Below are 14,207 nucleotides of genomic sequence, written 5' to 3'. Positions count from 1 at the left end.
GTAATGATGAAAAGAACATTACTCATAATGGTGTGGATTATTGGCCTGATGAGCAGCAGTGCGATGGCATTGACCCTGAATGAAGCCAGAAGTCAGGGGCGGGTCGGTGAAACGCTTAACGGTTACCTGGTGGCGCTGGAAACGGATGCCGAAACACAGGCATTGGTAAGAGATATTAATGAAGCTCGTAATCGTAGTTACCAGCAACTGGCAAAGCAGAATAATGTATCCACAGATGAGATAGCGAAACTGGCAGGGCAAAAACTTGTCGCTCGCGCGAAGCCGGGTGAATATGTGCAGGGGATTAATGGTAAATGGTTGCGAAAATAAATTACTATTAGAAACAAAATATCTATATTGGCATTATTTTATAATACTGAGCATTATTAGAGTGTAAGTCATTGTTATTAATATTTCTTATATATCCTCTTGTTATAGCGGTAAATAATTTCAACTCATCATCAAAATAGATAAAATTTAATATTTTATTTTCTGTATGAATGAATTATTAATGTCTTTTTCTCTCCGGTCTTTAATTATTTGTTTAAAATGATTTTCTCGCAGAATATAATTTAATAATTGTTTTATTGTTATTTCTGAACTGATCTACCTTAGTATTCGCCGCATGAATAAAATAAATTTTGTTTATTAAATGCTTCGTTGCAAGCATTTAGTGCTTTCTGTCTTTAAGTCTTGTGTAGTTTGTTATGCAAGAACTATTTTTAAGGAGTTATATATGCAAAGGAAAAAATTGTTGTCTGTCTGTGTTGCGATGGCGTTAAGTAGCCAGACATGGGCTGCGGATACCACTACAACCGAGTCAGCCGACGAAACACGGAAATCCAGCAAAATATCCTGTCCGGCAAATATTCACATATTAAATAAAGAACAGCTTGAGAATTTACCGGCAGAATGTAGAGATCTTAAAGACAGTGCCGTTTTACCCTGGGCTGCCGCTGGTCTGGCGGCGGTAGTAACAGGTGTCGCGGTCTATGCCCTACACGATGATAATAATCACCATCACGACGATCGGTCTCCGGTGCCGGATGATGGCGGTAATACGCCAGTACCGCCGGATGATGGCGGTAATACGCCAGTACCGCCGGATGATGGCGGTAATACGCCAGTACCGCCGGACGATGGCGGTGATACACCAGTACCGCCGGACGATGGCGGTGATACGCCAGTACCGCCGGACGATGGCGGTGATACGCCAGTACCACCGGATGATGGCGGTGATACACCAGTACCGCCAGATGATGGTGGTGACCCGCCAGTATCACCGGATGATGGCGGTGATACACCAGTACCGCCAGATGATGGTGGTGACACGCCAGTGCCGCCGGACGATGGCGGAGACACGCCAGTACCACCGGATGATAAACCGGACCCGATCAAATACAACAACAACGTGACCTGGGATCAAGCTGAAAAAACGCTGCAAATCCGTAACGCAGCGTTTACCTACACCGAGAATGCGGATGGCAGCTATACCCTGACGGCAAAAGACGGTCGCCAGACAATTGTCAAACAGTGGAAGGTAAATGAAGACAGCAACACGGCAGTCTTCGAAGGTGTTAACAAAGCGGGTGGAATCACCTGGAGCTACGACGACGAGGGCAAAATCCACATCACCAAAGAAGCTGGTGTGGTAGTTGATGGAACCACGGGCAACGATATCAAAGTCAGTGACGCCATTATTACCGACCAGGGCGGCAACACCGCGCTGAATGGCGGTACGGTAATGACCGTGGAAGGCGATAATATTGTTCTGAACAATGACGGTAAAACCACTGCGATTGGCGAAGGTTCCATTGTCGGTATCCTGACGGGCGATAACATCACCATCAATAACAATGGTGAAACCGAAGTGGATGGCGGTACGGCCGTTATTGTCAACGGTGACAACGCGACGATTAATACCCAGGGTGACGCCACATTTACTAACGGCGGTACAGGTAGCCTGATTAACGGTGACGATGCTGTTATTGATAATAAAGGGAATATGACCGTCGATGGTGAAAACTCGGCGGCGACCAAAATTATCGGTGATGACGCGCTTATTAAGCAGGAAGGCGATCTTTACGTCAGCGGCGCTGCACACGGTATTGACGTCGAGGGTAACGGCACCATTGTCAGTAACAAAGGCAATATTACCGTAGTGGATGATAAATCCATTGGCGTATTGCTGGATGGCAGTGATGTCACGTTTATGAATATCGGTGATATTACGGTTGGCGAGACGGGGCACGATGGCAATCCATTCGGCGTGCTGATCGACGGCGACAACGCCACCTTCGTCAACGTGGGGGATATCACCACCAAAAATAGTGGTACGGGCGTTAACGTTGCCGGTGATGAGGGCAGTATTTCACTTTCAGGCAAGATGTCCGTCAACGACGCCACGACCGGGCTGGAGGTAAGCGGCAGCGGCAACAGCATCACGCTGACAACTTATGAGCTGAGTATTGAAGGTGAAAATGCAACGGGCGTAAGTTTATCTGGCAACGGAAACAACCTCGAAATTTCAGGGGATATGACCGTTGATGGGGTGAACGCGGTGGGTACACGGTTAACTGGTGATGATACCCGTGTCCTCCAGAATGGCGACCTGTTTGTTAGCGGTGCAGCGCACGGCATTGATGTCAGCGGCGATCGCGCGACCATCGGCAACACGGGCAAAATTACCGTTGTGGATAAGAATTCGAACGGCGTCATGATCGACGGCGATGACGTACAGTTTACCAATGTTGGCGAAATCGACATCTCAAAAAATGGAACGGGTGTCGCTATTACGGGCGATCGCGAGCAGGTCGAGTTGCGGGGAGATATCAACGTTATCCAGGAAAAAGACGATAGCGGATTGTTCCAGGGTGCAACGGGCATCAATATGACGGGTAATGGTAGCGATATCACCCTGGACGGAAATATCAACCTGATATCGAGTATGGGGACCGAAAGTACCCGCGTACCGTCACCGCTGGATGGGATAAATATTAGCGGTGATAATAACACCATTGATTTAAACGGCAGCATAAACTTCTCATTCAATGAGGGGATGGCTACGGTGGAAGCCAATATGCGGGGGCTCAACGTTACTGGTAAAGGTAATACCGTTAATCTGCAGGGCGGTATTAACGTTTCAGGAACAGGCGCTGAGGAGGTTGTAACCGGTGTAAACGTTTCTGGCATGAATACGGTTAACGTCAGTGGTCACTCCAGCGTGGATGCCAGCACGCTGCGGGGTCAGGTTACGCTTGTTGCAGCTTCGGATGGTGCAACGGTCACTCTCAACAGAGACTCCGTTATTGACGTTACCGGCAATTTAATCAATACCCAATATATTTATCCTTACGCCGTTCTTATGGCAAATGACTCCGGAACGCATATTGATAACTACGGAACCATTAATGCGGCTACCTCACAGGAGTTGATGGTGGCTCGCGCAGGCGGAACCGTCACTAATTTCGGCACCATAACGGCGTTGCCGGGAGAAAATCAGGTCAGTGACTCAAAGGTTGCGATGGTTCACGCCAGCGGAGAGGGATCAAATGCGATAAATGCGACTGGCGGTACAATTAACGTAGTTTCCGCCACCACGCCACAAGGAGGTGATGGCGAAGCGGCTTACCCCCTTCCCTGGTATAACAGAGTGTTCTTCGCCTTAATGGCGGATAATTATGGGCAGGCCACTAACGAAGCTAATGCGCTGATTAATCTGCATGGCGCAGGAACCTATGGCGTTTCTTCAGCAAAAGGTACTGCCATTAATGCCGGAGAAATTAACGTCGATAGTTTTATCCCGACTCTGGATGATAATGGCAATATCACCAGCGAAGCCTATTGGCAGACGAATACTCCATATCTAATGGGCGGTGGTATGTTGGTGGGATCGACCGAGACTGGCTGGGCAGATGCCACCGGGTTGAATACAGGCACAATCAACGTCAACAATGAAGGTTTTGGTATGCTGGCGCTGAACGGCGGTACAGCGGTAAACCAGGGCACTATCAATCTGACGACGGATGAAAACGTCACGAAGCAACAGAATAACCAACTGTTCGCAATGGGCGCTGTTGGCACCGGCGTGGCGATTAATGACAAAACCGGTGTGATCAATATTGATACCGATGTCGGCCAGGCTTTTTATACTGACGGTTTGGGCACCATTATCAATTACGGCACTATCTGTACGTTTGGCAATTGCCAAACCGCCGGTGTGTATAACCCGACCGATCCGGCAGTTAGCCTTGTCTACACCGGGGGAGATACGATCACCGCCGAAGGGCAGTCAACCAACTTTACTCAATCCGTTGTAATAACCAATACCACGCCGGGTAGCGTTACCAACGCAGGAACTGTTACCAGCCAGATGCTGACAGTTCTGAGCGGTGAACTGGATAATACCGCAACCGGAAATATCAGTAACATGATTAAACTGAATGACGGCGGCGTAGTTGATAACGCAGGTACAATTAACAACATTGATGTGAACGGCGGCACGCTGAATAACGACGGTACGGTGTCAGGCCAGGTAACGATATATGCTGGCGCCAGTAATGCATTGGTGAGCAATACAGGGACCATCAATAAACTGGTACAGAAAGACGGTACTGTTAATAACAGCGGTGTAATTACCGGCCGTATCACTCAACAAAACGGCACCTTCAACAACCAGCAGGGCGGCACGGTTAAAAACGGTGCTATGTTAACCAATAAAGCCGTGGTGAATAACGAAGGTGAATGGATTCTTGGCGAGAGCAGTGGTGGCACCAATGCCGGCATGTTAGAAATAAACAATAACGCCGTATTTAATAACAGCGGTGAGTTTATTCTTAATAATGCTAAAAATGCTATTCACCTGAATCAGTCTGGTACGCTGTACAACACTGGGCATATGTCGTTGATCGATTCCTCAAATAACGGAGCCGTGAATATTTGGGGGAATAACGGGCGCTTTATCAACAACGGTAAAGTGGATTCAACCGCCAAATCTGTCGTTGTCAGCGCCAGTAACGCGGCGGCGACCGACGCGTTCTTCTGGAATATGAGTGAAGGCGAGATTAATTTCGACCATGATAACGCCAGCGCGGTGAAATTCACCCATAACAACTATGTCGCGCAGAATGACGGCACCATGAACATCAGCGGCAACAATGCCGTGGCGATGGAAGGGAACAATAATGCGCAACTGGTCAACGAGGGCATCATTAACCTGGGTACGGAAGGCACGACCGATACTGGCCTGATTGCAATGCAACTGGATGCCAATGCAACGGCAGACGCAGTCATTGAGAACAACGGCACCATTAATATTTATGCCAATGATTCTTTTGCTTTCAGTGTGCTGGGGACGAATGGCCACGTCGTCAACAACGGTTCGGTGGTGATCGCTGATGGTGTGACCGGGTCTGGCCTGATCAAACAGGGCGACAGCGTGAATGTGGAAGGGAAGAACGGCAACAACGATAACACCACCGAAGTTCATTACGGCGATTACACATTACCGGATGTACCAAATACTACAGTGACATCGTTTGCTGATAACTCAAGTGGCGACGCTGGCGCTACCAACAACCTCAACGGCTATGTTGTGGGCACTAACGCCGACGGCAGCGCGGGTCGATTGATGGTCAATAACGCCAGCATGAACGGCGTGGAGATCAACACTGGCTTCGCTGCGGGTACAGCAGAGACCACCGTTAACTTTGATAACGTAGTACAGGGCAGCAACCTCACTGACGCGAACGCCATCACGTCCACTACTGTGATGTGGAATGCGCAAGGAAGTACGGATGCGAGCGGTAACGTAGACGTGACAATGACCAAAAACACCTACACCGATGTCGCGACAGATGGCAGTGTGAATGATGTGGCGAAGGCGCTGGACGCGGGCTACACCAACAACGAGCTGTACACCAGCCTGAACGTGGGCACCACGGCGGAACTGAACAGCGCACTGAAACAAATCAGCGGCAGCCAGGCAACCACCGTGTTCCGCGAAGCGCGTGTGTTAAGCAACCGCTTCAGTATGCTGGCGGATGCCGCGCTGAAGGTGGGCAATGGTCTTGCGTTCAACGTGGTGGCAAAAGGCGATCCGCGCGCGGAACTGGGCAACGACACGCAATACGACATGCTGGCGCTGCGCAAGTCGCTGGCGCTGACCGACAGCCAGAACCTGAGCCTGGAATACGGCATCGCCCGTCTTGACGGCGACGGTTCAGATAAGGCCGGGGACAACGGCGTGACCGGTGGTTACAGCCAGTTCTTTGGCCTGCAACATCAGATGACCTTTGAGAATGGCGTGAACTGGAATAACGCCCTGCGCTACGACGTTCACCAGTTGGACAGCAGCCGAACCGTGGCCTACAACGGCGTCAACAAAACAGCCGATACCGACGTGAAGCAGCAGTACCTGGAATTCCGCAGCGAAGGGGCGAAAACCTTTGAACCGCGCGAAGGGCTGAAAATCACGCCGTATGCCGGAGTGAAACTGCGCCACACGCTGGAAGGCGGTTATCAGGAACGTAATGCCGGTGACTTTAACCTGAATATGAACAGTGGCAGCGAAACGGCGGTGGACAGCATCGTCGGGCTGAAACTGAACTACGCAGGGAAAGACGGCTGGAGCGTGAACGCCACGCTGGAGGGCGGCGGTATCAACAGCCTGGCAAGCGTCGGCGTGAAGTACAGTAGCAAAGAAAGTTCGCTGCATCTGGATGCTTACCACTGGAAAGAGGACGGCATCAGCGACAAAGGCGTGATGCTGAACTTTAAGAAAACGTTCTAATTTTTCGCATGTGACACAAAAACCGCAACGCTGATACTGGTTGCGGTTTTTTATTGCCGAATACGATCTTATACAGCCTGAGTTTTGGCTGTCTTTCAGGTCAAATAAGTGCTGCGCATCCGGTAATCTTATTTATGCCTTCACATCATTTATCTCTTTTCATTTCTATACTGATTTTTCTTTATCCGTTTTATTAAAGGGCAGGATGTTATGAGCAGCAACACATTTACTCTTGGGACAAAAAACGTTAACCGTCTTGGTTATGGCGCGATGCAGCTGGCAGGGCCTGGTGTTTTCGGTCCGCCGAAAGATCGCCATGTTGCTATTACCGTGCTGCGTGAGGCACTTGCTTTGGGCGTTAATCACATTGATACCAGCGACTTTTATGGCCCGCACATCACCAACCAGATCATCCGTGAAGCACTGCATCCCTATTCTGACGACCTGACGATTGTCACCAAAATTGGCGCTCGCCGTGGTGAGGATGCCTCCTGGCTGCCCGCATTCTCTCCCGCTGAACTGAAAAAGGCGGTGCATGACAACCTGCGAAATCTGGGGCTTGATGTGCTGGATGTGGTTAACCTGCGCGTAATGCTGGGGGATGGTCACGGTCCGACGGAAGGATCGATTGAAGCCAGCCTGACCGAGCTGGCAGAGATGCAGCAGCAGGGACTGGTAAAACATATCGGTTTGAGCAATGTCACGCCGACACAAGTCGCTGAAGCGTGCAAAATCGCTGAAATCGTTTGTGTGCAAAACGAATACAACATTGCACACCGTGCCGATGACGCATTAATTGATACTTTGGCTCGCGATGGTATTGCGTACGTGCCGTTCTTCCCGCTCGGCGGTTTTACGCCGCTGCAATCCTCCACACTTTCGGATGTTGCTGCAAGCCTGGGCGTGACACCAATGCAGGTGGCGCTGGCGTGGCTGTTGCAACGTTCAGCGAATATTTTGCTGATCCCTGGGACGTCTTCCATTGCGCACTTGCGTGAGAATATGGCTGCAGGGAAATTAGTGTTATCTGATGATGTGTTGGCAACACTGGAAAGCATTGCGAAAAAGGCGGGTTAAGTAAAAAGCCTCCCGCACTTGCAGGAGGCCTCTTAAAACTTATGCTGCAACAACTGCGTCAATTGCTGCTTTGGCGTCTGCCTGCGCTTTCGCTGCCATTTCCGGACCGTAAGCAATACCTTCCGCAAAGACGAATTTCACATTGGTAATGCCGATAAAGCCCAGGAACGTGGACAGATACGGCGTCACCAGATCCGTCGGCCCATCTTTATGGATACCGCCACGGCTGGTAATCACGATGGCTTTTTTACCTGTTACCAGACCTTCCGGACCGTTTTCGGTGTAGCGGAAAGTAACGCCTGCACGCGCAACCAGGTCAAAATAGTTTTTCAGCTGAGTCGAGATGTTGAAGTTATACATTGGTGCCGCAATCACGATAACGTCATGGGCTTTCAGCTCGGCAATCAGCTCATCGGAAAGCGCCAGAGCTTCCTGTTGACGTGGGGTCAGCGGCGCATCGCTCGGACGCAGAGCGCCAACCAGTTCGCCATCCAGCACCGGAATCGGATTTGCTGCCAGGTCACGAACGGTGATTTCATCAGCAGTGTGCTTTTCGCGCCATTGTTCAACAAAATAATCGGACAACAAATTAGACTGAGAGTACCCTGCCAGGATGCTGGATTTAAGAACTAATACCTTGCTCATGGTGTTTCCTTATAGATGTTTGAATGGGCGATGCCCCGTTGCTTGTTGACACTTTATTCACAATCCTGCCACAGAGATAGCGCAATAAATCGAAGCCTATGTTCGAATTTATTGAACAACGCATAGAAAGCCGCGATGTGGTACTCTATATCTATCATTTAAAAGAAAATTAATCAGGCAGACTACTGCCCTCTAACGTTATGACAGAACAACAAAAATTGACCTTTAATGTCTTGCAACAGCGGCTGGATTCGCTAATGCTGCGTGACAGGCTGCGCTTTTCCCGCCGTCTGCATGGTGTGAAAAAGGTTAAAAATCCTGATGCACAACAGGCCATTTTCCAGGAAATGGCAAAAGAGATTGACCAGGCGGCAGGGAAAGTCCTGCTGCGTGAAGCGGCGCGTCCGGAGATTACTTATCCGGACAATTTGCCGGTTAGTCAGAAAAAACAGGACATTCTCGAAGCGATTCGTGACCACCAGGTCGTCATCGTTGCCGGGGAAACGGGGTCAGGTAAAACCACTCAGTTACCGAAAATCTGTATGGAACTGGGGCGCGGAATTAAAGGGCTGATCGGTCATACCCAACCGCGCCGTCTGGCAGCAAGAACCGTCGCGAATCGTATTGCCGAAGAGTTGCAGACCGAGCCGGGTGGTTGCATCGGTTATAAGGTTCGTTTTAGCGATCACGTTAGTGATAACACGATGGTCAAACTGATGACTGACGGTATCTTGCTGGCGGAGATCCAGCAAGACCGCCAGCTGATGCAGTACGACACCATCATCATCGATGAAGCGCACGAGCGTAGCCTGAACATTGATTTTCTGCTCGGTTATCTGAAAGAGTTGCTGCCGCGTCGTCCAGATCTGAAAGTGATCATCACCTCGGCGACCATCGATCCTGAACGTTTCTCACGTCACTTTAATAATGCGCCGATTATCGAAGTCTCCGGTCGCACTTATCCGGTGGAAGTGCGCTATCGCCCGATTGTTGAAGAAGCGGATGACACCGAACGCGACCAGTTGCAGGCCATTTTCGATGCCGTAGAAGAGCTAAGCCAGGAAACTCCTGGTGATATCCTGATCTTTATGAGCGGCGAGCGGGAAATTCGCGATACCGCCGATGCGCTGAACAAGCTGAACTTACGTCATACCGAAATCTTGCCGCTTTACGCACGACTGTCGAACAGCGAACAAAATAGGGTGTTCCAGTCGCACAGCGGGCGGCGCATTGTGCTGGCGACCAACGTCGCGGAAACGTCGCTGACCGTACCGGGTATTAAATACGTGATCGACCCCGGTACGGCGCGTATCAGCCGTTACAGCTATCGCACCAAAGTGCAGCGTTTGCCGATTGAGCCAATTTCGCAGGCTTCTGCTAATCAGCGTAAAGGTCGCTGCGGACGTGTGTCAGAAGGGATCTGTATTCGTCTCTATTCCGAAGACGATTTCCTCTCGCGCCCGGAGTTTACCGACCCGGAGATTCTGCGTACCAACCTGGCCTCGGTTATTTTGCAGATGACTGCGCTGGGGCTGGGCGATATTGCCGCGTTCCCGTTTGTCGAAGCGCCGGATAAACGCAATATCCAGGATGGCGTGCGTCTGCTCGAAGAGCTGGGCGCGATCACCACTGATGAACAGGCCAGCGCCTATAAACTGACGCCGCTCGGTCGCCAACTCTCGCAACTGCCTGTCGATCCTCGTCTGGCGCGAATGGTGCTGGAAGCGCAAAAACATGGCTGCGTGCGTGAAGCGATGATTATCACTTCCGCGCTCTCCATTCAGGATCCGCGTGAGCGTCCAATGGACAAACAGCAGGCATCGGACGAGAAACATCGTCGTTTCCACGATAAAGAGTCTGACTTCCTGGCATTTGTTAATCTGTGGAATTATCTCGGCGAACAGCAAAAGGCGCTCTCCTCGAATGCCTTCCGTCGCCTGTGCCGCACCGATTACCTCAACTATCTGCGCGTGCGCGAATGGCAGGACATCTACACCCAGTTGCGCCAGGTAGTGAAAGAACTCGGCATTCCGGTGAACAGCGAACCGGCGGAGTATCGCGAAATTCACATCGCCTTACTGACCGGTTTGCTTTCGCATATCGGCATGAAAGATGCCGATAAACAGGAATATACCGGCGCACGTAACGCGCGTTTTTCCATCTTCCCCGGTTCTGGTTTATTCAAAAAGCCACCGAAATGGGTAATGGTGGCGGAACTGGTAGAAACCAGCCGCCTGTGGGGGCGCATTGCTGCGCGTATCGATCCAGAATGGGTGGAACCCGTTGCGCAGCATTTGATTAAACGCACCTACAGCGAACCGCACTGGGAACGGGCGCAGGGCGCGGTGATGGCAACGGAAAAAGTCACTGTGTATGGATTGCCGATTGTTGCCGCGCGCAAGGTCAACTACAGCCAGATTGATCCGGCGTTATGTCGTGAACTCTTTATTCGCCACGCGCTGGTGGAAGGTGACTGGCAGACGCGCCACGCATTCTTTCGCGAGAACCTGAAACTGCGGGCGGAAGTGGAAGAGCTGGAACACAAATCACGTCGCCGCGATATTCTGGTGGATGACGAAACGCTGTTTGAGTTTTACGACCAGCGCATCAGTCACGATGTCATCTCCTCGCGCCACTTCGACAGCTGGTGGAAAAAGGTCAGCCGCGAAACGCCTGATTTGCTCAACTTTGAAAAGAGCATGTTGATCAAAGAAGGTGCGGAAAAAATCAGCAAGCTGGATTACCCGAACTTCTGGCATCAGGGCAATCTCAAGCTGCGTTTGAGTTATCAGTTTGAGCCGGGGGCAGATGCTGACGGTGTGACTGTGCATATCCCGCTGCCGTTACTTAACCAGGTTGAGGAGAGTGGGTTTGAGTGGCAGATCCCCGGTCTGCGCCGCGAACTGGTGATTGCTCTGATTAAATCGTTGCCGAAACCGGTACGGCGTAATTTTGTACCCGCGCCAAACTACGCCGAAGCGTTCTTAGGCCGCGTCACGCCACTGGAGCTGCCGTTGCTCGACAGCCTTGAGCGCGAGCTACGTAGGATGACCGGCGTTACCGTTGACCGCGAGGACTGGCACTGGGATCAGGTGCCCGATCACCTGAAAATCACCTTCCGCGTGGTGGATGACAAAAACAAGAAGCTAAAAGAAGGGCGCTCATTACAAGATTTGAAAGACGCGCTGAAAGGCAAAGTGCAGGAAACGCTGTCTGCAGTGGCGGATGACGGTATTGAGCAGAGCGGCTTACATATCTGGAGTTTTGGTCAACTGCCGGAAAGCTATGAACAGAAACGTGGCAACTACAAAGTGAAAGCGTGGCCGGCGCTGGTGGATGAACGCGACAGCGTAGCGATCAAACTGTTTGATAATCCGCTGGAACAAAAGCAAGCGATGTGGAACGGTCTTCGCCGTTTGCTGCTGCTGAATATTCCATCGCCGATCAAGTACTTGCATGAAAAGTTACCAAACAAAGCCAAGTTAGGGCTGTACTTTAACCCGTATGGCAAAGTACTGGAGCTGATCGACGACTGTATCTCCTGCGGTGTGGATAAATTGATCGATGCCAACGGTGGCCCTGTCTGGACGGAAGAAGGCTTTGCTGCGCTGCATGAAAAAGTGCGCGCCGAACTGAACGACACGGTGGTGGATATTGCGAAGCAGGTCGAGCAAATCCTCACAGCGGTGTTCAATATCAATAAACGCCTGAAAGGGCGCGTTGATATGACGATGGCGCTGGGACTTTCAGATATCAAAGCGCAGATGGGCGGGCTGGTATATCGCGGTTTTGTCACCGGTAACGGCTTCAAACGTCTGGGTGATACGCTGCGTTATTTGCAGGCGATTGAAAAACGCCTGGAGAAACTGGCGGTTGATCCACACCGCGACCGCGCCCAGATGCTGAAAGTCGAAAACGTCCAGCAGGCGTGGCAGCAGTGGATCAACAAATTGCCGCCAGCACGTCGTGAAGATGAAGACGTAAAAGAGATTCGCTGGATGATTGAAGAGCTGCGCGTCAGTTACTTCGCCCAACAACTCGGTACGCCGTATCCGATTTCAGATAAGCGTATTCTGCAAGCGATGGAGCAAATTAGCGGATAACGCTGCTATTTGCCTGATAAATCTAAAACCCGGTAAGCATATGCTGCCGGGTTTTTTATTAAATCTGAAAACGGTAAGGGCAAAAGTTCAGGGATTCAGGAGAAATACAATTCTCTGCTGCAAGATGAATAATGTTTATCTACAGCTTTTCTGTAAAACATATGCCAGGTTTGCGGAGAGGCGATTAACGAAATACGACCTCCTCCTTTCAGAGTGCTCCGCTTCTCATTATTATCTCACGCAGTATTCTTAAGGGAATGAGAAGGAGGAACCATGAATATTACCCCGTTTCCGACGCTTTCGGCGGCAACCATCAATGCCATAAACGTTATCGGTCGATGGCTGGCGCAGGATGATTTCTCCGGTGCTGCACCATATCAGGCTGATTGCGTGATCCTTGCAGGTAATGCGGTTATCCCTACGATCGACGCCGCTTGCAAGATTGCCCGAGATCAGCAAATTCCGTTACTGATTAGCGGTGGTATCGGTCACTCGACAACATTTTTATACAGTGCCATCGCCCAGCATCCGCATTACAACACCATTCGCACAACAGGCAGGTCAGAAGCTACCATCCTCGCAGATATTGCCAATCAGTTCTGGCATATTCCACATGAAAAAATCTTGATTGAAGACCAGTCAACAAACTGCGGAGAAAATGCCCGCTTCAGTATCGCGTTACTGAATCAGGCCAAAGAACGGGTTCACACGGTTATCGTTGTGCAGGACCCCACCATGCAGCGGCGCACGATGGCGACGTTCCGCCGTATGACCGGGGACAACCCCGATGCACCACGCTGGTTAAGTTATCCGGGATTTGTACCACAATTAGTGAATAACACAGACAGTGTCGCATTTGCTAATTCACTGGAAGGATTATGGTCAATTGAGCGTTATTTATCGCTTCTTACTGGCGAGCTACCTCGTTTGCGTGATGATAGCGATGGCTATGGGCCACGCGGGCGCGATTTTATCGTTCATGTTGACTTTCCCGCTGAAGTCACCCAATCCTGGCAGACGCTGAAACACGACGCTGTGCTTATTGAAGCGATGGAAAGTCGTTCACTACGTTAAAAATTGCCCGTTTGTGAAATACCGTTGGCAAACGGGCATGACTCTTTACTTTTACTTCTGCCTTTTATTCCTTTCACACTTGTTTTTATGAAGCCCTTCACAGAATCGTTTTTCCACGATGCTGTCATCTACGATGATTGATGTTTACACAGGAACAGACTTTTTTGACCGGGACGAGTCGCGTTTGCTTACTGACGAGCTTTCCCTGCTAGCTGGAATGACCAATACAGGGCCATTATCCTGAATACACCTTCAGTTGTTGTGAATGCTATTGCTCAGCAGATCGGATGCACTCCGGTATCTCTTCCGCTTCAGGGACGGCAGGCACCGCACCTTGTATCCTCCCGTTAAATCCGGGTGACAGAGCATATCAGTGGCTCCGTTGCTGTCGGTGAACACCAGGAATCCATACATTTGAATATGGCAACTGCATCTTGTGCAGAAGATAGAGCGTTGATTTTATTTAAGAACTGAAGGGGGGAGTATGATGTGCCTGATTTAACCTTTCAGACAAAATG

At 50.5% G+C, this 14,207-nt stretch carries 6 protein-coding genes and 2 pseudogenes; 7 read left to right on the top strand and 1 reads right to left on the bottom strand.

The features are described 5' to 3' along the window. Window positions 1-6: 6 nt before the first annotated feature. The 5 genes and pseudogenes from A7589_RS02610 to A7589_RS02600 all read left to right on the top strand — a co-directional run bounded on the left by A7589_RS02610 (window position 7) and on the right by A7589_RS02600 (window position 7,867). Window positions 7-330: a YdbL family probable chaperone protein gene (locus A7589_RS02610; RefSeq protein ID WP_000831644.1), complete on the top strand. Its 324-nt coding sequence runs from the start codon at window positions 7-9 to the stop codon at window positions 328-330. Between the two features lie 322 nt (window positions 331-652). Then, a pseudogene (locus tag A7589_RS23630) lies at window positions 653-1,624 on the top strand (BigA/YdbA N-terminal beta-barrel domain-containing protein); the annotation flags it as partial. A gap of 120 nt (window positions 1,625-1,744) precedes the next feature. Next, window positions 1,745-4,207, top strand: a pseudogene (locus A7589_RS23625) (beta strand repeat-containing protein); the annotation flags it as partial. Between the two features lie 165 nt (window positions 4,208-4,372). Next, window positions 4,373-6,790 carry an autotransporter domain-containing protein gene (locus A7589_RS23620; RefSeq protein ID WP_502693646.1) on the top strand — a complete coding sequence of 806 codons (2,418 nt, stop codon included), beginning with the start codon at window positions 4,373-4,375 and terminating at the stop codon, window positions 6,788-6,790. Window positions 6,791-7,000: 210 nt separating this feature from the next. Further along, window positions 7,001-7,867 carry an aldo/keto reductase family oxidoreductase gene (locus tag A7589_RS02600; RefSeq protein ID WP_108188709.1) on the top strand — a complete coding sequence of 289 codons (867 nt, stop codon included), beginning with the start codon at window positions 7,001-7,003 and terminating at the stop codon, window positions 7,865-7,867. A 39-nt stretch (window positions 7,868-7,906) separates the two neighbouring features. On the opposite strand, the gene azoR is transcribed toward A7589_RS02600, so the two are convergent. Continuing rightward, entirely contained in the window at window positions 7,907-8,512 is a 606-nt protein-coding gene (gene azoR, locus A7589_RS02595; protein ID WP_000048935.1) for an FMN-dependent NADH-azoreductase, read from the bottom strand. Between the two features lie 200 nt (window positions 8,513-8,712). Between azoR and hrpA the strand changes: the two genes are divergently transcribed. Both hrpA and ydcF read left to right on the top strand, forming a co-directional pair. Beyond that, the gene (hrpA, locus tag A7589_RS02590) at window positions 8,713-12,615 is read left to right on the top strand and encodes an ATP-dependent RNA helicase HrpA (RefSeq protein WP_105282632.1); all 3,903 of its coding nucleotides are present in this window, start codon (window positions 8,713-8,715) and stop codon (window positions 12,613-12,615) included. A 273-nt stretch (window positions 12,616-12,888) separates the two neighbouring features. Then, window positions 12,889-13,689 (top strand): DUF218 domain-containing protein YdcF, encoded by an 801-nt coding sequence (gene ydcF / locus A7589_RS02585; RefSeq protein ID WP_105282633.1) that lies wholly within the window; start codon window positions 12,889-12,891, stop codon window positions 13,687-13,689. Window positions 13,690-14,207: the final 518 nt, after the last annotated feature.

Origin of the sequence: Escherichia sp. MOD1-EC6475 (assembly GCF_003046645.1) — a bacterium.
In the GTDB taxonomy this organism is placed as follows: domain Bacteria; phylum Pseudomonadota; class Gammaproteobacteria; order Enterobacterales; family Enterobacteriaceae; genus Escherichia; species Escherichia ruysiae.
The sequence above is the reverse complement of the archived record's forward strand: the minus strand, read 5'-3'. Positions and strand labels throughout refer to the sequence as shown.

Excerpts from the sequence above, each read along its gene's own strand:
- azoR (WP_000048935.1), bottom strand. The coding sequence starts at position 8,512 with ATGAGCAAGGTATTAGTTCTTAAATCCAGCATCCTGGCAGGGTACTCT.
- ydcF (WP_105282633.1), top strand. The coding sequence starts at position 12,889 with ATGAATATTACCCCGTTTCCGACGCTTTCGGCGGCAACCATCAATGCC.
- A7589_RS02600 (WP_108188709.1), top strand. The coding sequence starts at position 7,001 with ATGAGCAGCAACACATTTACTCTTGGGACAAAAAACGTTAACCGTCTT.
- hrpA (WP_105282632.1), top strand. The coding sequence starts at position 8,713 with ATGACAGAACAACAAAAATTGACCTTTAATGTCTTGCAACAGCGGCTG.
- A7589_RS23620 (WP_502693646.1), top strand. The coding sequence starts at position 4,373 with ATGCTGACAGTTCTGAGCGGTGAACTGGATAATACCGCAACCGGAAAT.
- A7589_RS02610 (WP_000831644.1), top strand. The coding sequence starts at position 7 with ATGAAAAGAACATTACTCATAATGGTGTGGATTATTGGCCTGATGAGC.